The following is a 20,077-nucleotide window of genomic DNA, read 5'->3' as shown; positions in this document are numbered from 1 at the left end:
CGCCAGCGGCCTGTTTTACTTGAAAAAAAGCGGCGCTATCCGCATCTTGTCTGCATTGGGTGCCGCTGGCACCACTCCTCTATTTGAGCCGTTTCCCCATGAAAATCCTGCACACCGCCGACTGGCACCTGGGTCATCAACTCCATGGCCATGAGCGCCGCTTCGAGCACGACGCCTTCCTCGACTGGCTGACCGATACCATCAAGAGCCGGCAGATAGATGCCTTGCTGGTGGCGGGCGACCTGTTTGATACCGCTAACCCGCCAGCCAGCGCCTGGCAACAGCTCTATCGCTTCCTGGCCAGGCTGCGCGCCGAGATGCCCCGCCTCAACATGGTGCTGATCGGTGGCAACCACGACTCCCCCTCCAAGCTGGATGCCCCCCACGAGCTGCTGCGGGCCTTCGATCTGCACCTGGTGGGCAGCATCAGTCGGGGTGACGACGGTGTGCTGGAGACCGATCGCCTGTTGGTACCGTTGCAAGACAAGGAAGGCCGGGTGGCCGCCTGGTGCGCCGCCGTGCCCTTCCTGCGCAGCAGCGATCTGCGAGTCGAGCAGCTGGCGGAAGGGCAGGACAGGTTGATTGAAGGGGTACGCCAGGTCTATGAACTGGTATTGGGTGAGGGGCGGGCGCGCTGTGAACCCGGCCAGGCGCTGATCGCCATGGGCCACGCCTACCTGGCCGCGGGCCAGCTCTCCGAGCTGTCCGAGCGGCGGGTGCTTGGCGGCAACCAGCATGCCCTGCCGGCCGACATCTTCGCGGGGGCAGATTACACCGCGCTCGGTCACCTGCACCTGGCCCAGAGCCCGGCCCCCGGCGTGCACTACAGCGGCTCGCCGTTGCCGCTATCTCTGGCCGAGGCGAACTACAACCATCAGGTGCTGGAGGTGACCTTAGAGGGCGGCAAGCTGACGGCGCTGGAGCGGATCCCGGTCCCCCGCGCGGTACAGATGGTCCGGCTGCCGGAGAGCTCGCTCGATGAGGCCCTGGCTGCCATCTCCGTGCTCGAGGTGTCCGAATTACCCACAGAGGCACAGCCCTTCCTCGAGGTGCGGCTGCTGCTGCCCAAGCCCGAGGCGCGCATCCGTGAGCGCATTCTGGCGGCGCTGGCCGGCAAACCGCTGCGCCTTGCGCGTATCAGCACCCGCTATCAAGGCTCGGGTCAGGGCCTGGCCGATGGCAGCAGTCGCCGCAGGCTGGATGAGCTCTCACCGACCGAGGTGTTCAGGCTCTGCTACCAGCGCCAGTTCGAGGGGGAACCCGCGGCCGAACTGGTGGCCTCGTTCGAAGAAATATTGGTGCAGGTGAAGGAGTCAGAGGCATGAAAATTCTATCCCTGCACGGCGAGAACCTCGCCAGTCTGACCGGCAATTTCACCATCGATTTCACTCGCGGGGCGCTGGGCGCCGCCGGTCTGTTCGCCATCACAGGTAATACCGGGGCAGGCAAAAGCACTCTGCTCGATGCCATTTGCCTTGCGCTCTATGAAGAGATGCCGCGCTTTATCGCCAATCGCAAGAACGTGGCCGAGGTGGGTCGCCAGGATGACGAGGAGAAGCTCAAGGCCAACGACGTGCGCGGCATCCTCAGCCGCGGTCACGCTAACGGCTTTGCCGAGGTGGCGTTTCGTGGCTGCGATGGTCGCACCTGGTTGGCGCGTTGGGCGGTGCGGCGAGCCCGCAATCGTTCGGAGGGTAAATTTCAGCCGGTAGAACGCAGTTTGACAGATGTCGCCACTGGTCAGGTGTTCTCCGGCAGCAAGCGGGAGTTGCAGGAGCGCATCGATGAACTGGTGGGCCTCTCCTGGGAGCAGTTTCGCCGGGCGGTGATCCTGCCACAGGGGGAGTTTGCCGCCTTCCTAAAATCGAGTGCCGATGAGCGCTCGGCGCTGTTGGAGCGGATGACCGGCACCGAGCTCTACTCCGCCATTTCAGTCCAGGCCCATGAGCGGGCCCGGGCCGAGCAGCAGGCCTTGACGACCATCAGCCAGCGGCTCGGCGATGTGGCCTTGATGGATGAGGCGACGCGCGAGCAGTGGGCCGCGCAGAAACTTAACCTCTCCACCAGCCTCAAGCACGAGCAGCAGCAACGCCAGCTGTTGCAGGACTTGCGCGATCTCAACGATCGCATCGCCGCTCTGCGCCACGCCTGCCAGGAGGGACAGGCCGCGCTGGCGGATGCCGAAGCGGCCCATGCCCGGGCGGCGCCACAGCGGGAGGAGTTTGGCCGCGCCGAGCAGGCTCAGGTGGCCCGCGCCGATCACGACGAGCTGGCCCGCCTGACCGCCGATCTGCAGCAGCAAGAGCTGCTCATCGCACAGCTGAGCCCCGAGCTTGAGCTGGCGTCGCAGGCACAGCAGCAGGCTGTTTTGTTGGAGCAGCAATTAATAGCACAACGCACTGCGGCCGAGCGGGAGTGGGCCGCGCTGCAGCCCGAGCTCAAGCGGGCGCAGGATCTCGATACCCGGATCCGGGAGAAGGCCAGCCAGCTGCAAGAGGCTCAGCAGCAGGGCAAGCAGGCGCGTGCGTTGCAACTCCAGTTGCAGCAGGAGTGGCAGCAGCAGCACGAGCGGGTTCAGTCCCTCGAGACCCGTCGCCAGCAATGGGCAAGCTGGCTCGAGGAGCGCAAGGCGCTGGCCCCCTTGGCGCGTCAGTGGCAACCCCTGCTGGCCGCCATGCAGGATTGGAGCGAGAACAAGGCGCAGCTGCAGCGGTTGCTGCAAAGCCGTGCGCAGCGCAGCGAGGTGCTGCTCGAGCTGAATGCGCGCCTGGAGCAGGGACAGCAGGAGCGTGATTACTGGCAGCAGGAGAGGATTCGTCTGCAGCAGCAGCATGATCAGCTGCTGGCGCAGGAGTGGGACGGGCAGGTCGCCAGGGCGCAAGAGCTGCGTCAGTCCCAGACCGAGCAGCTGGCGCGAGTGCATCAGCTACTGGAGCTGGCCCAGACGGGCCGCAACCACAGCGAGCAGCAACAGCGGCTGCAACAAGAGATGGAGATGCTCGCGCAGCAGCTGAGCCGGCTCGCCGCCTTGCATGACGAGCGTGAGCCCGCCTTGGCGCGGCTCGCCATCCAGCGTGATGAGGCGCGCCATGCCCTGGAGCAGGCTCGCGCCGTGGCCAGCTTCGAGCAGCATCGCCATGTGCTCAAGGAGGGGATTGCGTGCCCGCTGTGCGGTGCAGAGGAGCACCCTTACCGCCAGAGCCAGCCTCAGGTGGCCGGCATTTTGGCGCAACAGAGCGAACGGGTGCGCCAGCTGGAGCTCGAGTGGGGGCAACTCAATCATCAGCATATTCAGGGCGAGGTCGAGCGAGTCGAGCTGGCTCGCCAGCTGGCCGCTCACCAACAGCATCAGCCTGAGCTGGCGGCAAGATCCGAACAGCTGAGCCAACGCTGGTTGCAACTGGGGGGCAATCAGCTGCTGGGGCACGGCCTGCCGGTGAGTTTGAACCCGGCCGAGTGGGCCGAACTGCAGGCCCAGCTGTTGGCGCAAGCCGAGGCCCTGAAACTGAGCCTCGCGGCCGGTCAGCAGCAGTTGCAACAGGCCCAGCGGGAGCAACAGGTACTGGCGAGGCTGCGTGATCAGCTGACCAAACTCCATGTCGACCAGCAACAGTTCGAGCAACGCTGGCACGACGCCGAGCGCCAGAAGGTCGCGCTGGAGGCGGAGTTGAAGGCGCTGACCGAGCAGGAGAGCACCCTGCGCCAGCGTGTGGTGCAGGGGGAGGCTCGACTCGATCAACAGATGGGCGCCGAGCCCTGGCGTCAGTGGCCGGAGGGGGAGCGCTGGCAGGAGTGGCAGCAGCTCTGTGAGGCCTATTTGCAGGGACAGAACGAGTGGGAACAGCTTGCCAGCGAGCTGGCCAGTCTGACGCCCATCCTCAGTGCGCAGGCGGTGCGCGTGCAGAGCCAGAACGAGCTGCTGCACAAGCTGGAGCGTGACTATAAGGAAGGCGAACAGCAACGCCAGGGATTGCTGGCCAGCCGCGAGGCTTGCCTCGATGGCCGCGCCATCGCCCTGGTCGAGAACGAGTGGCAGCAGCGCTTGCAGCAGGCGGCCAGCCAGCTCGACGAAGCCGTGGTGGCCCTGCACGCCGCAAGGGAGCGACAAACTGAGCTCAAGACCCGCTTGACCCATCTCGAGCAGGACAAACAGGTGAGCAGTCGACGCCTGCGTGAGGTGCAGGGGCGCTGGTCGGCCCAGGCCAGCGCGCTTGGCATTGCGGAGTATGAGCTGCGCCGCTTGTTGGCCATCACCCCGGATGAGCTCAAGGCCCGTCGCATTGCCTTGCAGCAGTTGGACGATGCGCTGGCCGAGGCACGCACTCGACTCGGCGAGCGCCAGCGGGCGCAGGCACAGGAAGAGGCCAAGTTGGAGCGCTACCGCGAACACCATAGAGAGCTGACGGCGCTCTCTGTCGAGGCTCTGAGCGAGCGCCTTAGTGCCTCTGAGGCCCATTGCCGCGAGCTGGAAGAGCAGTTGTTCCAGTGCCGGAATGCCCTAGCTCAGGCCGACGCCGCGGCACAGAAAGCGGGAAGTCTGCAGGAAGAGTTGATCCGGCAGCAGGCGGTGGCGGATCACTGGCAGCAACTGAGTGAACTCATCGGCTCCGCCAGTGGCGCCAAGTTCAGAACCTTTGCCCAGAGTCTCACCTTGGAGCGCTTGTTGCTGGAAGCCAATGCCCAGCTTGCCGAGCTGTCGCCGCGCTACCGGCTGGAGCGAGTGCCCGGCACGGATCTCGCGCTGCAGGTGGTGGATCTCGACATGGGGGATGAGGTGCGCTCGGTGGACTCGCTTTCCGGCGGCGAGAGCTTCCTGGTGTCGCTCGCGCTGGCACTGGCGCTCTCCAGCCTCTCCTCCCATCAGACCCAGGTTGAATCGCTGTTTATCGATGAGGGCTTCGGCACCCTGGATCCGGACAGCCTGGATCTGGCGCTCTCCAGCCTCGACTCCCTGCAGGCGGCCGGTCGCCAGATTGGGGTCATCTCCCACGTGCAGACCCTGGTTGAGCGCATCGGCGTGCAGATAAGGGTGGAGGCCCTCGGCGGTGGCGAGAGCCGGGTGGTATTGCCCTGAGGGTGACGCTTAAGCCATAACAAAAAGGCTCAGGTATCGAAGCCTTTTTGTTGGCGTGTTCAAGACATGTGCTTATTCCCGCTCGGGCAACATATTGGTCAGGGTGCTGTCCTTGAGCACATAATGGTGATAGATGGCCGACGCAGCATGCAGGGCTATCAGGGCATAGCCTACGTTGGCCAGCGTTTCGTGCAGATCCTTGATAGTGCCTTTCAGGCCATCATCCGGCGCGATAAGGGCGGGCAGTTCGAACCCGAAGAAGGGGATGGGCTTGCCACCCGCGCTCAGCAGCAACCAACCCAGCAGTGGCGTCAGGATCAAGAAGCCGTACAGGGCCAGATGAGCGAGGTGGCCGAGCCTGCGCATCAGGGGTGGAGGGACGGGCAGGATGCGGGGTGACGGGCTGCCAAAGCGCACCAGCAGCCGCGCCACCACCAGCGCCAGGATCAGCAAGCCCACCATGAAGTGAAACTCCTTCATCAGGTCGCGTCCGGCCGAACCCTTGGGGAAAAGATCCCTGAACTCCATCAGCCCATAGATGGCCACAATCAGCAGTAGGGTCAGCCAGTGCAGGCCGATGCTCAGGCTGCCATAACGTTGTTCCGTATTCTTCAACATATTCATCTCCTTCCGGAGGGCGCAGTGCATCGCCCTTGTCTATCCCGACACAGGTGTGGCGTCAGGATCCCGTGGTTTCCATCCCCATGCTACAAGGCTTGCCGGACAATGCCTTGATCTCGACCTCACTTTTGCATCGGAGTGTCCTTGCCCGGTCAGGTGATGACATCGCCCCTGATGGCTGGGGCAAGGTGGGTCATAGGTGTTGCCCATAAAAAAACCGAAGCCCAGGGCTTCGGTTTTTTGTTGCAGCAACTGGCACAGGCCAGCGGCGCATTATTTCTTGATGCGGATCACCGGGGTCTCGCCCACAGTCACGGCGCCAGTCATCTTGATCAGCTCTTTGATCTCGTCCATGTTGGAGATGACCACAGGCGTCAGAGTAGACTTGGCTTTCGCTTCCAGCACGGCCAGATCGAACTCGATGATGGTGTCACCGCGTTTGACCTTCTGACCTTCCTGAGCGATACGGGTGAAGCCTTCGCCTTTCAGCTCAACGGTGTCGATACCGAAGTGAACGAACAGCTCGATACCTGAGTCGGATTCCAGAGAGAACGCATGGTTGGTCTCGAAGATCTTGCCGATGGTACCGTCGCACGGGGCAACCATCTTGTTGCCAGCCGGCTTGATGGCGATACCGTCACCCACGATCTTCTCGGCGAAGACGACGTCGGGTACATCTTCGATTGGTACGATTTCACCTGACAGGGGGGCAAAGATTTCGATGCCACCGGTGTCAGAGCTATCATCGGAAACCAGTTTCTTCAGTTTATCAAACAGACCCATAGTAAAGCTCCTAGAGATGATTGTCGCTGTTTGCAGCCGATCTTAGCAGACTGCCTTCTGCTTAATAAAGTTATCTACACAGGCTTCGATTTCGGCGGCGGTCGCATAGCTCAGAGCCTGGTCTGCCATTGCCTTCACATCTTCGAAGTTGGTGTTGCGGATAAGCTTCTTGATACGCGGTACAGAGATGGCGCTCATGGAGAACTCATCCAGACCCATACCCAGCAGCAGCAGGGTGGCACGTTCGTCACCAGCCAGTTCACCGCACATACCGGTCCACTTGCCATTGTCATGGGAAGCGTCGATTACCATCTTGATCAGGGTCAGGACGGAAGGTGACAGCGGGTTGTACATGGCGGAAATCATCTCGTTACCACGGTCGACGGCCAGGGTGTACTGGGTCAGGTCGTTGGTACCGATACTGAAGAAATCCACTTCCTTGGCAAGATGATGAGCCATCACGGCAGCGGCCGGGGTCTCAATCATGATACCTACTTCGATGGATTCATCAAAGGCTTTGCCGTCGGCACGCAGTTCGGCCTTCAGCTGTTCCACGGTGGCCTTGAGGCTGCGGAACTCTTCGACGGAGATGATCATCGGGAACATGATGCGCAGTTTGCCAAAGGCAGAGGCACGCAGGATGGCCTTCAGTTGGGCGTGCATGATGTCTTCGCGATCGAAGAAAATACGCACGGCACGCCAGCCCAGGAAGGGGTTCATCTCTTTCGGGAAATTCATGTAGGGCAGTTCTTTGTCGCCGCCAATGTCCATGGTGCGGACGATGATCGGCTGATCCGGCATGGCCTCTGCCACTTCTTTGTAGGCCTTGAACTGCTCGTCTTCGGTCGGCAGCGCATCACGGTCCATAAACAGGAACTCGGTGCGGTACAGACCCACGCCTTCGGCGCCATTACGGATGGCACCCTCGGTATCCTTGACGGTACCGATGTTGGCGCACACTTCGACCCGATGACCATCGAGGGTGATGGCTGGCAAGTCTTTGAGTTTGGCCAATTCATCTTTCTCAGCCTGGAACTGGGCCTGGAATTTCTTGGCTTCAGTCAGCTGCTCGGCGGTCGGGTTGACGATGATCTGGTTGTTGATCCCATCCAGGATCAGCATGTCACCATTGTTGACGCGCGCGGTGATGTCGTTGGTGCCCACGATGGCCGGCAGCTCAAGGGAGCGGGCCATGATGGAGGTGTGAGAGGTACGGCCACCGATGTCGGTGACAAAACCCAGCACGTATTTCAGGTTGATCTGAGCGGTTTCGGACGGGGTCAGGTCTTTGGCGACCAAGATCACCTCTTCGTCGATGGTGCTCAGATTGACAACGGCGATGCCCAGCACGTTCTTCACCAGACGGGTGCCGATGTCACGGAAATCGGTTGCGCGCTCACGCAGATAAGGGTCATCCAGATCGGCCATCATCTTGGCGTACTGTTCGATCACCTCATAGATGGCTTTATCGGCGGATGCCTTGTTGTCTTTGATGAAGGATCTGATATCCCCTTCCAGCTCCTCATCTTCGAGCAGCATGATATGGCCTTCGAAGATGGCCTCTTTTTCCTCACCGAAGGTGCGACCGGCCATCTCTTTGATGGCTTCCAGCTGTGCGGCTGACTTGGTGCGGGCTTCGAGGAAGCGGTTGATTTCGGCGTCAATCTGGTCAACAGAAATCTTGCCCTGATTGATAACGATTTCATCTTCTTTCAGAAGAAGCGCCTTACCGAATGCGATACCGGGGGACGCAAGAATGCCAGATATCATAATCCTTCCTATTAAAACGACTGTGGGGGAGGAATAAAGCCGGATTACTCCAGCTCGTCCATCAGGGCAACCAGCTTCTCAACGGCTTTCTGAGCGTCCGGGCCGTCGGCCTGGATGGTCACGTTGGTGCCTTTGGTCAGGCCCAGAGTCTGCAGCTTGAACAGGCTCTTGGCGCTGGCGGATTTGCCACCGGAGACCACAGTGATCTCGCTTTGGAATTCTTTGGCTTCTTTCACGAACTGAGCTGCGGGACGGGTGTGCAGGCCGTTTTCAGCAGTAATAACAACAGACTTCTCGTACATGGTTTCACCCCATATTATTGATATTGTGTGGAGAAACGGTTGCTTATGAGGCTACCTGTCTCACCGTGTCAGTATGGATATGTTGTAAAGTAACGAAATCAGACCCGCAATGGTTTAATCCAGGTCAATTTTCTGTGCAGTATTCGGCGTCCGGGCCAAGTCTTTTTCGTTATCGAGCTACAAGCCGCGTCAGGACTGGCATGAGATTAATTTATAACGAAAAATAACACTTTGTTACCTTGTGATACCTAGCCAGCAAACACCTCGTGACGCCGCACAGGATATGAGATTTATCACAGAATGTCTGCTTTTTTTGTCACGCTGAAATTTGTTATTTTACCCCAAAAAATAAGGGGTCGACTGAAACTAATGACGACTGAGTTTAGCCCATAAAGAAAAACGGCGCCCCGAAGAGCGCCGTTGTTTTGATGTAAGCAGATCAATTACTGCTGCAGTTCCTGCTCGCTGAACACCCCGGCGAACAGGGCGCTGGAGAGGTAGCGCTCGGCGGCGCTCGGCAGCACCACCACTATGGTCTTGCCTTCGAACTCCGGCAGTTCGGCCAGACGGGCGGCGGCCACCACGGCGGCGCCAGAGCTGATCCCGGCCAGAATGCCCTCTTCTTCCATCAGGCGGCGGGTCATCTCGATGGCCTCATCGCTGCTCACCTGCTCGACGCGATCCAGCAGCGTCAAGTCCAGGTTGCCCGGGATGAAACCGGCGCCTATGCCCTGGATCTTGTGCGGACCGGGTTTGATCTCGAGGCCGGCCAGCCTCTGGCTGATGACCGGAGATTCTGACGGCTCGACCGCCACGGAAACGATGGCCTTGCCCTTGGTCTGCTTGATGAAGCGGGAGACACCGGTGATGGTGCCGCCGGTGCCGACGCCCGCCACGAACACATCGATGTCACCGTCGGTGGCTTCCCAGATCTCCGGGCCCGTGGTCTTCTCGTGGATCTCGGGGTTGGCGGGGTTCTCGAATTGCTGCAGCAGCACATACTTGCCCGGCTCGGATTCCAGGATCTCGTTGGCCTTGGCGATGGCGCCCTTCATGCCCAGCGGGCCTTCGGTCAGCACCAGGTTGGCGCCCAGCGCCTTGAGCAGCTTGCGGCGCTCCAGGCTCATGGTGGCCGGCATGGTCAGGGTGATGGGATAGCCACGGGCGGCTGCCACGAAAGCCAGAGCAATACCGGTGTTACCGCTGGTGGGCTCGATGATCTCCTTGCCCTTGGTCAGCACGCCGCGTTTCTCGGCATCCCAGATGAGGTTGGAACCGATCCGGCATTTGACGCTGAAGCTCGGGTTGCGGCTCTCGATCTTGGCCAGCACGCGGCCTTTGGTAACACGGTTGAGACGAACCAGTGGGGTGTTGCCTATGGTCTGGCTGTTGTCCTCAAAAATTTTGCTCATGGTGCTATCCCTGTGTTTGTTAAGGCGATGAAACCAGATTACCCTGTGATTTCTGAATGAGAAGTGACGAATCGTTATAACAATATGTTATTACAACATATAGAACTTATTCTTTATTACCTGGGCCCAGGGCGGGCCTTGTGCTACCAAGGGAACGGACGCCATGGGATTTGCAGGAAGCGATCGCTATCTCGCCTCAAAGGATCTGAGTATGGCCGTCAACGCGGCCGTGGTGCTGGAGAAGCCGCTGCTCATTAAAGGAGAGCCCGGCACCGGCAAGACGGTGCTGGCGGAGGCGGTGGCCGAGTCCCTCGGCGCCGAGCTCATCTCCTGGCACATCAAGTCCACCACCAAGGCCCAGCAGGGGCTCTATGAATACGACGCAGTGGCGCGGCTGCGGGACTCCCAGCTCGGCGATCCGCGGGTAGGGGACATCAACCACTACATCCGCCGGGGCAAGCTGTGGCAGGCCTTCAGCGCCGAGCAGCGGCCCGTGTTGCTTATCGACGAGATAGACAAGGCGGACATAGAGTTCCCCAACGATCTGCTGCTGGAGCTGGATCGAATGGAGTTCGACGTCTACGAGACCGGCGAGCGAGTCAAAGCCCGCCAGCGCCCCGTGGTCATCATCACCTCCAACAACGAGAAAGAGCTGCCGGATGCCTTCCTGCGCCGCTGCTTCTTCCACTACATCCGCTTCCCCGACAAGGCCGAGATGCAGGCCATCGTCCATCTGCATTACCCCAAGCTGAAAGAGGCGCTGCTGGACGAGGCCATGAGCCTGTTCTTCGAGCTGCGGGCGGTGGAAGGGCTGCGCAAGAAACCCTCCACCTCGGAGCTGCTTGACTGGATCCGGCTGCTGCTGGCCGATGGCATCTCTCCCGAGGCGATGCGCACCCGCGAGCCGGGCAAGCTGGTGCCGGCCCTCTATGGCGCCCTGCTCAAGACCGAGCAAGATCTGCACCTGTTCGAGAAGCTGGCCTTCCTGGCCCGGCGCGGCGGCTGAATGCTGATTGACTTCTTCACCCATCTGCGTCGCCACAAGCTGCCCTGCAGCCTGCGGGAATTGCTGGACCTGCACGGGGCGCTTACCGCCCGGCTCGTCCGCCTCGACATGGATGAGTTTTATCTACTCGCTCGTTGCCTGCTGGTAAAAGACGAGGCCCATTACGATCGCTTCGATCGCGCCTTCGCCGAGTATTACGATGGCCTGCAGGCCAGCCCCTTATTGCCGGAAACCTTGCCGGATGACTGGCTGCGCCAGGAGTTTGCACGGCTACTGAGCCCGGAAGATAAAGCCTTGCTGCAATCCCTGGGGGGCCTGGACAAGTTGCTGGAAACCCTCCATCAGCGGCTGGCGGAGCAAAAAGAGCGCCATGCCGGTGGCAACAAGTGGGTGGGCACCGGGGGCAGCAGTCCCTTCGGCCACGGCGGTTTTCACCCGGAAGGGGTGCGAATGGGGGGCGAGGGGCAGCATGGCCGTGCCGCCAAGGTGTGGGAGGCGCGCCACTTTCGCAACTTCAGCGACGATGACGCCCCCCTGGGCCAGCGCGCCATCCAGCTGGCCCTGCGCAAACTCAGGCGCTGGGTGCGCAAGGGGAGCCTCGACGAGCTGGATCTCGACGACACCATTCGCAGCACGGCCCGCCAGGGCTGGCTCGATGTGAAGCTGCGACCCGAGCGCCACAACGGGGTCAAGCTGCTGGTGTTCTTCGACGTGGGGGGCTCCATGGACAGCCACGTGGCCGAGGTGCAGCGACTGTTCTCGGCCCTGCGACACGAGTTCAAGCACCTGGAGTTTTTCTATTTTCACAACTGCCTCTACGACTTCGTCTGGCAGGACAACAACCGTCGCTTCGAGGAGAAATTCGACACCTGTCGTCTGCTGCGTACCTATGGCAGCGACTATCGGGTGATTTTGGTGGGGGATGCCAAGATGGGCCCCTATGAGATCAGCTGGCCCGGCGGTAGCGTCGAGTACTGGAACGAGGAGCCGGGTCAGCTGTGGCTCACCCGGCTGCAGCACCAATACCCCAAACTGGTGTGGATCAATCCCCTCCCCAGACGGGAGTGGCTCTGGCATCCTTCCATCAAGCTGATGAATGACCTGATCGGTGGGCGCATGCACCCGCTGACCCTGGCCGGTCTCGCCGAGGCGATCGATCGGCTATAACCCTCTTACCCTACAAAACAGACAAGCCGGGATTGCACCCGGCCAGGAGCAAAGATGACTTCCATAGTAATCAGTGGCTCAGGCCTCTATACCCCTCCCTTTGCCGTCAACAACGAAGAGCTGGTGGCCGCCTTCAATCAATATGTGGATCTCTACAACGAGGAGAACGCCTCCGCCATCGACGCCGGCCAGCTGGATGCCAAGCAGCACTCGAGCTGCGAGTTTATCGAGAAGGCCTCCGGCATCAAGAGCCGCTACCTGGTGAGCAAGGAGGGGGTGCTGGATCCGGACATCATGCAGCCGCTGCTCCCCGAGCGCCCGGACGACAAGCCCTCCATCATGGTGGAGATGGCAGTGGCCGCCGCCGAGCAGGCGCTGATCGCCGCCGGTCGCGAACCGGGTGAGATCGATCTCGTCATCGTCGCCGCATCCAATATGCCGCGCCCCTATCCGGCGCTCTCCATCGAGCTGCAGCACTATCTCGGTGCCAGTGGCATGGCGTTTGACATGAACGTGGCCTGCTCGTCGGCCACCTTCGGCATCAAGACGGCGGCGGATCTGCTGGCGGCGGGCACCGCCAAGCTGGCGCTGGTGGTGAACCCGGAGATCTGCTCGGGCCATCTCAACTTTAGAGATAGAGACAGCCACTTTATCTTCGGCGATGCCTGTACCGCCGTGCTGCTGGAGCGCGAAGCCGATTGCAAGGTGGCCAACCCCTGGCAGCTAGTGGCCAGCAAGCTGGTGACCCAGTACTCCAACAACATCCGCAACAACTTCGGCTTCTTGAACCGCTTCAGCCCGCGCACCCGCTACGGCGATGACAAGCTGTTCCGTCAGCAGGGGCGCAAGGTGTTCAAGGAGGTGCTGCCATTGGTGTGCGATCAGATTTCTGGCCAGCTGGCCGTGCAGGGCTGGGAGGCAGGGGAGCTGAATCGGCTCTGGCTGCATCAGGCCAACCTCACCATGAACCAGTTCATCGGCCGCAAGCTGCTGGGGCACGATACCAGCCAGCAAGAGGCGCCGGTGATCCTGGACAGCTACGGCAACACCAGCTCGGCGGGCTCCATCATCGCCTTCCACCTGTTCAATCAGGACTTGCCGAGCGGCGCACGCGGCGTGCTCTGCTCCTTCGGCGCCGGCTACTCTATCGGCAGCCTGCTGTTGCAGCGTCGCTAATAGCTCCGACCCTGCTCTTACCATGAAAAAACCACCCGCTGGGTGGTTTTTTACACTGCCTGATTGATGTTTTTCACGCCACTTCTATAGATAAAATCACGCACTCTGGTTCATCTATCTTAAATTTCACGTTCAGGTCGAACAATCTCACCCCGTACTCCTTGTCGTCCGGCTTGCCTTTCTTGTAGGCCGGGCGTGGATCCTGGGCCAGCACCTCGCTCACCAGCTGGCGAAGCTCTGGGTGACGGGAGGTGAGCTGACCGAGCTGCTGCTCCGCTGCAGGGCTGAAACTCACCGCCAGCGGCGGGGTGGGGGCATCCGGGGCGAAGCCGCCACGGGCGTCCGGCAGGCTGTCGGCGTAGGGGATATAAGGCTTGATATCGACGATGGGGGTGCCGTCCAGCAGGTCCACGGCGCCGAGTTCGAGCCACAGCTTGCCGCGCTCGCGGCCCACCCCGTGCAGCTCCACCACCGACAGCCCAAGCGGGTTGGGGCGGAAGGTGGAGCGGGTGGCGAAGACCCCGACTCGCTCGTTGCCGCCGAGCCGTGGCGGGCGCACCGTCGGGTGCCAGCCCTGGGCCATGGTCTGGTGGAACACGAAGCTGAGCCAGAGGTGGGAAAACTGCTCTATGCCGCGCAGCACATCCGGCTGATCGTAGGGAGGCAGCAGCTCGAGACGGGCACGGGCCGATTTGACCAGACCGGGCTGGCGGGGGATGGCGAACTTCTCCTTGTAGGGAGAGTGGATGATCCCGAGGGTGTCGATTTCGAACTTCATGGCGGACTCGTGGCTAAAAACCCCGGCAATTTAGCACAGGCGGCCCCAAAACGCAGGCTCGCCGCCTCGCCCATCCCATCAATACCGCCGTGATCCCCGTCCCATCCCGGCCCGCTGGGGGCTGCCGAGGGGCGCCGACTTGCGTAGGGTAGGGGCAGGAAAAACGATTGCCATCCGGTCCGCGTCCCAGCCAGGCGCCAACCATGCCGACAAGGAGTCACAGGTATGAAACTGCTTATCATAGGGGGGACGGGGTTTCTGGGCCGCCACCTCAGCGCGCTGGCGCTGGATTGGGGCCACGAGGTGACCCTGTTCAACCGCGGCCGCCGCCAGCACCCGGACTGGCGGGATCTGCAGCAGCTGCATGGTGACAGGGATCATGATCTCGGCGCCCTGCGTGGGGCAGGGCTGTACTGGGATCTGGTCATCGACACCTGCTGCTATCGACCCGAGCAGGCGGCCAGCCTCTCGGCGGCGCTGCAGGGGCGCTGCGAGCACCTCATCTTCATCTCCACCATCAGCGTCTATCGCGACTTCGCCCTCAAGGGGATGGATGAGTCGGCGCCCCTGCACGAGATCCCCGCAGGGGAGATGCCCGACGACTACGGTCCCCTCAAGGTGCTGTGCGAGGCAGAGTACCGCGCCCACTGGGGGGAACGGCTCTGTATCCTGCGCCCCGGAGTCTTGTGTGGCCCTTATGATCACACGGGTCGTCTCGCCTGGTGGGTGAGGCGGGTACAGCAGGGCGGCCCCTGGCTGCTGCCAGGTACCGGGCAGGACAGGTTGCAATACCTGGACGTGTGCGACTGCGCCGAGTTCGTGCTGCGAGCCGCCGAGCAGCGCCTTGGCGGCGTGTTCAACCTGCTCAAGCCCGGTATCGCGCTGGGAGACTGGGTGGAGCGCATTGCCGCCCGGCTGACTCCGGTGGTGCCCATCCAGCCTGAGTGGGTGCCCTGGCCTGAGCTGTTGGCCGCCGGGGTAGAGCCCTGGCAGAGTTATCCGACCCTGCTGCCCAATGAGTTGGTGGAGTATGGGGGTTATGGCCGGATCAGCGCCGAGGCGGCCATAGTGCAGGGGCTGAACTTCCGGCCGCTGGAGGAGACGGTAGCGGATCTGGCGAACTGGTTGGCGGAAGGGGGGCAGGGCGCGGCGACCGGGATGACGGCCGAAGAGGAGGCGGCGCTGCGTCAACGGGTGTTGGCCGCGCACGCCATACCGTAGGCGTGCTGTGCCTGCACCCTGAATACGGAACGGTGTAGGCAGTGGAAAATATCGTGAAAGTGGAAAGTATCGTAAAAAAAGAGGGCGCCTCGCGGGGCGTCCTCTTTTTTAGCTCTTCATCCGGCACTAGCGCAGGGTGGCACCGCAGCCGACCAGCAGCTCCTTGAGAATGCTGCGATGACAGCGGGATTCCTGTTCGCAGTAGCAGCCCACCGACAGATTGGTGTGGTGGGAGAGGGCGGCCAGCAGCGCGAGATCGTGCTTCGCGGCTGGGCTGGTCATCTCGACCTTGTATTGTTTGCAGAAGGCGGCCCACTGAGTCTGGGTCTCGGCGCCCTGACCGAGTTTCATGGTCTCGGGGCTGGGGGCCAGGTTGGGGAACCAGACGTCGTACCAATTTTGGCTCGCGAACTCAGCTTTGGGCACGCCACGGGGTGGCCGACGGACGGTGCCAATGCGGAGCCCCTCGTCAGGTAGACGGGGGCTGCCGAGCCGGACGATGGCGAGCGCCACAGGCTTACTTCTCTTCGGCGACTTTCAGCGCCTGGCCGTAGCAGATCACCTGCTTGAGGCAGCCCGGCACATCGCTGAACTCGGCGCACTTGTCGAAGGTGATGCCGTTGCCACCCATGTCGGCTGCACGGCGGCGAGCCAGGGTGCGGGCCTCACCTGCGTTCGGCACCGCCTGGTTGGCATCGCTCTGGCAGGATTCCCCCTCGACGGTGCCGAGGTAGAGGTAGTTGAGGTCGGCCAGCTGACCCTGTTCATAGACCTGGACGCTGCCCGGCTTGAAGTACTCGTCGAAGTTCTCCTTGTCCAGGTTGCTGTTGAAGGAGAAATAGGCGCAACCGGAGGTGAAGAGGGGCAGCAGCAATAGGGTCAGGCGTTTCATGGCGGCATCTTGTTGAACGGTGAGGGGACCATTATAGGGGTCAGTCGCTGCCCGGGACCAGCCCCATTTTTAGCCATGGAGGTGGGGTGTGATGGGGATCAGACCGGTGCCGCCCCTTGGTAGGGCGCAGCATCATCGGACGGGTGTTGTGTCAAAAGAGTGAGGGGGCATGGAAGCCCCCTCTTGCGTATATCGGGATCAGGCTGGGGTGAGCCGCTGGTGCAGGCTGCGATAGTAGTCATCGGCCAGCAGCTCTGCGTGAGGGGCGCACAGGCGGATCTGCCCCTCTTCCATCAGGGCGATCCTGTCCATCTGCTCCAGCCCCAGCAGGCGATGGGAGATGAGCAGCAGGGAGCGATCGGCCCCTAGCTTGAACAGCAGGGCCATGATCTCCCGCTCGGTCTGGCTGTCGAGCCCCTCGGTCGGTTCATCCAAGAGCCAGAGCGGGGCGTCGTGCAGCAGGGCGCGGGCGAGGCCGATGCGGCGACGCTCGCCGCCGGAAAGCGGCCGACCACCATCCCCCAGCCAGGCATCCAGACCCGCATCGTCTTCGAGCAGGCTATCGAGACCGACCTGATCCAGCACTTCGATAAGCTGCTCATCGCTGGCGTCCGGCGCGGCGAGCTTGAGGTTACCTCGCAGGGTATCGGCAAACAGGTGCACTCGCTGGCTCACCACCGAGAAGGAGGCGCGTAGCGCCGCTTCGCTGTAGTCGGTGAGCGGCTTGCCATCGAGCAATATCTCGCCTTGCTGCAGGTTCCACTCCCGGGTCAGCAGCCCCATCAGGGTGGATTTTCCACAGCCGGTCTGGCCCAGCAGGGCCAGCTTCTCGCCGGCCTTCAGCTGCAGGGAGCAACCACGCAGCACGGGCTCGACGTCCGTGCCAGAAGAGACTGCCGGATAGCTGAAGGTGAGGTCCTTTATCTGCAGGCTGCCCGCGCGGGCGTGCTGCTGCTCGTTGCCCCAGTCGGGGGCCTTGGCCTCTTGCAGGATCTCGTTGAGACGGCGGGCCGAGGTGAGGCTGGTGGAGAGGTGCTGGAAGGCGCCCGCCAGCGGCAGCAGCGCCTCGAAGCTCGCCAGGGTGGCGAACACCATCAGCGCCGTGATGGGATCCGGCGTAGCCCCGCCCACACCGTGGCCGGCCAGCCACAGCATCAGGGTCAGGGTCCAGCCACTCAGTAGTTGCACGCTGGCATTGGCCAGCCCGCTGACCCTGGCCATGCGGGCCTGGGCACGGATCAGGGCCTGCTCGGCCTGTTGCAACTCATCGAGCGCCTTGGGGGCGGCGGCAAACATCTGCAGCTCGGCCTGGCCGTCCAGATAATCCACCAGGCGGGTACGCAGGCTGGATTTCTCGGCGATCAAGGCCTGGCCCGGCTTGCTGCCGGCGAAGAAGAACACCAGCGGCAGGGCAATCATGCCAAACAGCAGGATGGCGCCCAGAGTCAGGGCCAGCTCGCTGTCGAAGAAGGAGAGGAAGAACACCAGGCCGGCACAGCTGAGCAGGGCCGCCCCTATGGGGGTGATGAGGCGCAGGTAGACGTGGTCCATGGCATCGATGTCTGCCACCAGCCGGTTGAGCAGGTCCGCCTGGCGGAACCCGGCAAGGGTACCGGTCGAGAGCGGCGAGAGCTTTTGCCAGAACCAGACCCGCAGCCGGGTAAGCACCCGGAAGGTGGCGTCGTGGCTCACCACCCGCTCACCCCAGCGGCTGGCGGTGCGCACGATGGAGAAGAAGCGCACGCCACCGGCCGGGGTCATGTAGTTGAAGGTGTCACGGCTGGAGACGGCCAGCCCGGCCACCGCGGCGGCGGAGAGGAACCAGCCGGAGAGGGACAACAGCCCCATGCCGGCCACCAGGGTGACGAAGGCCAGCAGCAGGCCGAGGGAGAGGCTCAGCCAATGCTGGCGGTAGAGACGCAGAAATGGCAGTAGATCACGCATCGAGGGAGTCCTCCTGACCTTGGGACTGGTGTTGCGACAAGAGTCGGGCAAAGGGCCCCTTGGCCTCGCTGAGTTGCTGGAAGTTGCCTTGCTCGACTAGTTGGCCACGCTCCAGCACCAGGATCTTGTCCATCTTGGTGAGCTGATCGAGGCGATGGGTGATCATCAACAGCGTCTGGCCGGCCGCAGCCTGTTCGAGCGTGCTCATGATGGCGCGCTCGGAGTGGCGATCCAGGCTGGCGGTGGGTTCATCCAATACCATCAACTGGGTGCTCTTGAGCAGGGTGCGGGCCAGGGCGAGGCGCTGGGCCTGACCGACCGAGAGGCCGCCTGCCTGATCGCCGACGCTATAGTCAAAGCCCTTCTCTTTGGCAAATTCCCACGCCTCTGCCCGTTTCAGGGCGGCTTCCAGCTCGGCGTCGCTGGCCGAAGGCTTGGCCAACAGCAGGTTGTCACGCAAGGAGGCGTGGAATAGCTGCGGGTTCTGGGACAGCCAGCCGAGCTGCAGGCGCCACTGACTCATGTCGAGGGTGGCGAGCTCCTGGCCGTTGACCTTCAGTTCACCGCGATAGGGGGCAAAGCCGAGCAGGGCGTTGACCAGCGAGCTCTTGCCCGCGCCGCTGATGCCGACCAGCGCCGTGCGAGAGCCGGGCGTTAGCTGGAAGTCGATAGGACCAACCAGCACCTTGCCCTCGGCGCTCAACACCTCGAGTGACTTGGCCTCAATCTTGATGGGGCCCTCGGCATGGAAGAGCGCCGAGCCTGACGCGGGTTCGCTGACCTCGGCTTCCAAAAATTCCAGCAGCTGTTCGGCGGCGCCGATGGCTTGGGCTTTGGCGTGATAATGGGCACCCAGTTCACGCAGTGGGGCGTAGAACTCGGGGGCGAGAAACAGCACGAACAGGCCGGTAAAGAGCGTGACCTTGACGCCATAGTTGCCAAAGTTCAGGTGATCTATGTAGGAGAAACCGAAATAGACCGCCACCAGCGCCACCGCAATGGCGGCGAAGAACTCCAGCACGGCGGTGCTAAGGAAGGCCAGACGCAGCACCTCCATGGTGCGCTCCCGGAAATCTTCCGAGGCATCGCGGATCGCCTCGCCCTCGGCCTGGGTGCGCAGGAAGAGCTGCAGGGTGCGCAGACCCTTGAGCCGGTCGAGGAAGTGGCCGGAGAGCCGTGCAAGTGACTGGAAGTTGCGGCGGTTGGCATCGGCTGCGCCGACTCCCACCAGGATCATGAACAGCGGGATCAGCGGGGCTGTGCCCAGCAAGATGATGCCGGCGGCCCAGTTGACCGGGAACACCGAGACCAGGGTCACCACCGGAATGAACACGGCAACCGCCATCTGCGGCAGGTAGCGGGAGAAGAAATCCTGCATGTCTTCGATTTGTTCGAGCAGTAGGCTGGCCCAGCTGCCCGCCGGGCGGCGCTGGATATAGGCAGGCCCCAGCCGGGCGAGGCGGGTGAGCACCAGCTCACGAATGGCCTGGCGCACCGTGCTGCCCGCCTTGAAACTGGCAATCTCGCGGCCATAGGCCAGTCCGGCCTTGAGCGCTGTGACCAGCACCAGTGTGATGAAGAGGGGAATGGATTGCTCCGGCGTCGTACCTTCGATGATGAAGCCATGGAGCAGGGTGGCCAACAACCAGGCCTGCGCCACCATCAGCATGCCCTGGCCCATGCCAAAGCCGATGGAGAGGCCGATCCAGCGTCGGCCATGACTCGATTGCTTGCGCAACCAGCCATAAAGATGTTTCTGCGTGTTCTTGTCCATTACCGCCCTCCTCGGTCGAGTGGCGCAAGACTATCGTCGCCCCCTGAGCTTGGCAACCTTGCCATGACTGGAGCGTGAGACTGTTTGCTTGAAAAATACGCTGCATGCTCATTAGTTGGTCGAACAGCTTGATTTATGGCAAAAAACACCCTGGCGG

16 protein-coding genes are annotated in these 20,077 nt (G+C 62.1%); 6 read left to right on the top strand and 10 right to left on the bottom strand.

The features are described 5' to 3' along the window. Positions 1–98: 98 nt before the first annotated feature. Together BN1137_RS19770 and BN1137_RS19765 are read left to right on the top strand one after the other, a co-directional pair. Positions 99–1,325, top strand: coding sequence for an exonuclease SbcCD subunit D C-terminal domain-containing protein (locus tag BN1137_RS19770; RefSeq protein ID WP_050720227.1), 1,227 nt, complete (start codon positions 99–101; stop codon positions 1,323–1,325). Further along, positions 1,322–5,074, top strand: a complete 3,753-nt coding sequence (locus BN1137_RS19765) for an AAA family ATPase (RefSeq protein ID WP_050720226.1) — start codon at positions 1,322–1,324, stop codon at positions 5,072–5,074. Before BN1137_RS19770 ends, BN1137_RS19765 begins: the two co-directional genes overlap by 4 nt. Before the next feature lie 72 nt (positions 5,075–5,146). On the opposite strand, the gene BN1137_RS19760 is transcribed toward BN1137_RS19765, so the two are convergent. From BN1137_RS19760 to cysK, 5 genes are all read right to left on the bottom strand, one after another. After that, positions 5,147–5,692, bottom strand: a complete 546-nt coding sequence (locus BN1137_RS19760) for a cytochrome b (protein WP_050720225.1) — start codon at positions 5,690–5,692, stop codon at positions 5,147–5,149. Between the two features lie 276 nt (positions 5,693–5,968). Then, entirely contained in the window at positions 5,969–6,478 is a 510-nt protein-coding gene (gene crr / locus BN1137_RS19755) for a PTS glucose transporter subunit IIA (RefSeq protein ID WP_005325875.1), read from the bottom strand. Positions 6,479–6,520: 42 nt separating this feature from the next. Beyond that, on the bottom strand, positions 6,521–8,248 hold the full coding sequence (ptsI, locus tag BN1137_RS19750; protein ID WP_050720224.1) for a phosphoenolpyruvate-protein phosphotransferase PtsI: 1,728 nt from the start codon (positions 8,246–8,248) through the stop codon (positions 6,521–6,523). 44 nt (positions 8,249–8,292) lie between these two features. Next, positions 8,293–8,550, bottom strand: coding sequence for an HPr family phosphocarrier protein (locus BN1137_RS19745; protein WP_005303128.1), 258 nt, complete (start codon positions 8,548–8,550; stop codon positions 8,293–8,295). Between the two features lie 443 nt (positions 8,551–8,993). Further along, positions 8,994–9,962, bottom strand: a complete 969-nt coding sequence (gene cysK, locus BN1137_RS19740) for a cysteine synthase A (protein WP_050720223.1) — start codon at positions 9,960–9,962, stop codon at positions 8,994–8,996. Between the two features lie 163 nt (positions 9,963–10,125). Between cysK and BN1137_RS19735 the strand changes: the two genes are divergently transcribed. The 3 genes from BN1137_RS19735 to BN1137_RS19725 are packed head-to-tail and all read left to right on the top strand — an operon-like array spanning position 10,126 to position 13,311. After that, positions 10,126–10,968, top strand: a complete 843-nt coding sequence (locus BN1137_RS19735; protein WP_050720222.1) for an AAA family ATPase — start codon at positions 10,126–10,128, stop codon at positions 10,966–10,968. Beyond that, on the top strand, positions 10,969–12,135 hold the full coding sequence (locus BN1137_RS19730; protein ID WP_050720221.1) for a vWA domain-containing protein: 1,167 nt from the start codon (positions 10,969–10,971) through the stop codon (positions 12,133–12,135). It abuts the gene before it with no gap. Positions 12,136–12,189: 54 nt separating this feature from the next. Further along, a complete protein-coding gene (locus BN1137_RS19725) occupies positions 12,190–13,311 on the top strand; it encodes a beta-ketoacyl-ACP synthase III (protein ID WP_050720220.1) in 1,122 nt (373 codons plus the stop codon). 73 nt (positions 13,312–13,384) lie between these two features. Here BN1137_RS19725 and tsaA read toward each other — a convergent pair whose 3' ends face one another. Continuing rightward, the gene (tsaA, locus tag BN1137_RS19720) at positions 13,385–14,089 is read right to left on the bottom strand and encodes a tRNA (N6-threonylcarbamoyladenosine(37)-N6)-methyltransferase TrmO (RefSeq protein ID WP_050720219.1); all 705 of its coding nucleotides are present in this window, start codon (positions 14,087–14,089) and stop codon (positions 13,385–13,387) included. A gap of 225 nt (positions 14,090–14,314) precedes the next feature. On the opposite strand from tsaA, the gene BN1137_RS19715 reads away from it, so the two are divergent. After that, positions 14,315–15,310 carry an NAD-dependent epimerase/dehydratase family protein gene (locus BN1137_RS19715; protein ID WP_050720218.1) on the top strand — a complete coding sequence of 332 codons (996 nt, stop codon included), beginning with the start codon at positions 14,315–14,317 and terminating at the stop codon, positions 15,308–15,310. A gap of 126 nt (positions 15,311–15,436) precedes the next feature. On the opposite strand, the gene BN1137_RS19710 is transcribed toward BN1137_RS19715, so the two are convergent. The 4 genes from BN1137_RS19710 to cydD form a co-directional block, all read right to left on the bottom strand. Further along, positions 15,437–15,823, bottom strand: coding sequence for a DUF488 domain-containing protein (locus tag BN1137_RS19710; protein ID WP_050720217.1), 387 nt, complete (start codon positions 15,821–15,823; stop codon positions 15,437–15,439). Between the two features lie 4 nt (positions 15,824–15,827). Next, entirely contained in the window at positions 15,828–16,202 is a 375-nt protein-coding gene (gene rcsF, locus BN1137_RS19705; RefSeq protein ID WP_050720216.1) for an Rcs stress response system protein RcsF, read from the bottom strand. 198 nt (positions 16,203–16,400) lie between these two features. Beyond that, entirely contained in the window at positions 16,401–18,146 is a 1,746-nt protein-coding gene (gene cydC / locus BN1137_RS19700; protein ID WP_050720215.1) for a heme ABC transporter ATP-binding protein/permease CydC, read from the bottom strand. Next, complete coding sequence (gene cydD, locus BN1137_RS19695) at positions 18,139–19,920, bottom strand: heme ABC transporter permease/ATP-binding protein CydD (protein ID WP_050720214.1); 1,782 nt, start codon at positions 19,918–19,920, stop codon at positions 18,139–18,141. The genes cydC and cydD overlap by 8 nt, the downstream gene beginning before the upstream one ends. Positions 19,921–20,077: the final 157 nt, after the last annotated feature.

The organism is Aeromonas tecta (assembly GCF_000820185.1).
GTDB lineage: Bacteria > Pseudomonadota > Gammaproteobacteria > Enterobacterales > Aeromonadaceae > Aeromonas > Aeromonas tecta.
The sequence above is the reverse complement of the archived record's forward strand: the minus strand, read 5'-3'. Positions and strand labels throughout refer to the sequence as shown.

Bases quoted from the DNA above. Each gene is read 5' to 3' on its own strand.
- tsaA (WP_050720219.1), bottom strand. From the start codon at position 14,089: ATGAAGTTCGAAATCGACACCCTCGGGATCATCCACTCTCCCTACAAG.
- cysK (WP_050720223.1), bottom strand. From the start codon at position 9,962: ATGAGCAAAATTTTTGAGGACAACAGCCAGACCATAGGCAACACCCCA.
- BN1137_RS19765 (WP_050720226.1), top strand. From the start codon at position 1,322: ATGAAAATTCTATCCCTGCACGGCGAGAACCTCGCCAGTCTGACCGGC.
- cydC (WP_050720215.1), bottom strand. From the start codon at position 18,146: ATGCGTGATCTACTGCCATTTCTGCGTCTCTACCGCCAGCATTGGCTG.
- crr (WP_005325875.1), bottom strand. From the start codon at position 6,478: ATGGGTCTGTTTGATAAACTGAAGAAACTGGTTTCCGATGATAGCTCT.
- BN1137_RS19770 (WP_050720227.1), top strand. From the start codon at position 99: ATGAAAATCCTGCACACCGCCGACTGGCACCTGGGTCATCAACTCCAT.
- BN1137_RS19745 (WP_005303128.1), bottom strand. From the start codon at position 8,550: ATGTACGAGAAGTCTGTTGTTATTACTGCTGAAAACGGCCTGCACACC.
- ptsI (WP_050720224.1), bottom strand. From the start codon at position 8,248: ATGATATCTGGCATTCTTGCGTCCCCCGGTATCGCATTCGGTAAGGCG.
- cydD (WP_050720214.1), bottom strand. From the start codon at position 19,920: ATGGACAAGAACACGCAGAAACATCTTTATGGCTGGTTGCGCAAGCAA.
- rcsF (WP_050720216.1), bottom strand. From the start codon at position 16,202: ATGAAACGCCTGACCCTATTGCTGCTGCCCCTCTTCACCTCCGGTTGC.
- BN1137_RS19725 (WP_050720220.1), top strand. From the start codon at position 12,190: ATGACTTCCATAGTAATCAGTGGCTCAGGCCTCTATACCCCTCCCTTT.
- BN1137_RS19760 (WP_050720225.1), bottom strand. From the start codon at position 5,692: ATGTTGAAGAATACGGAACAACGTTATGGCAGCCTGAGCATCGGCCTG.
- BN1137_RS19730 (WP_050720221.1), top strand. From the start codon at position 10,969: ATGCTGATTGACTTCTTCACCCATCTGCGTCGCCACAAGCTGCCCTGC.
- BN1137_RS19735 (WP_050720222.1), top strand. From the start codon at position 10,126: ATGGGATTTGCAGGAAGCGATCGCTATCTCGCCTCAAAGGATCTGAGT.
- BN1137_RS19715 (WP_050720218.1), top strand. From the start codon at position 14,315: ATGAAACTGCTTATCATAGGGGGGACGGGGTTTCTGGGCCGCCACCTC.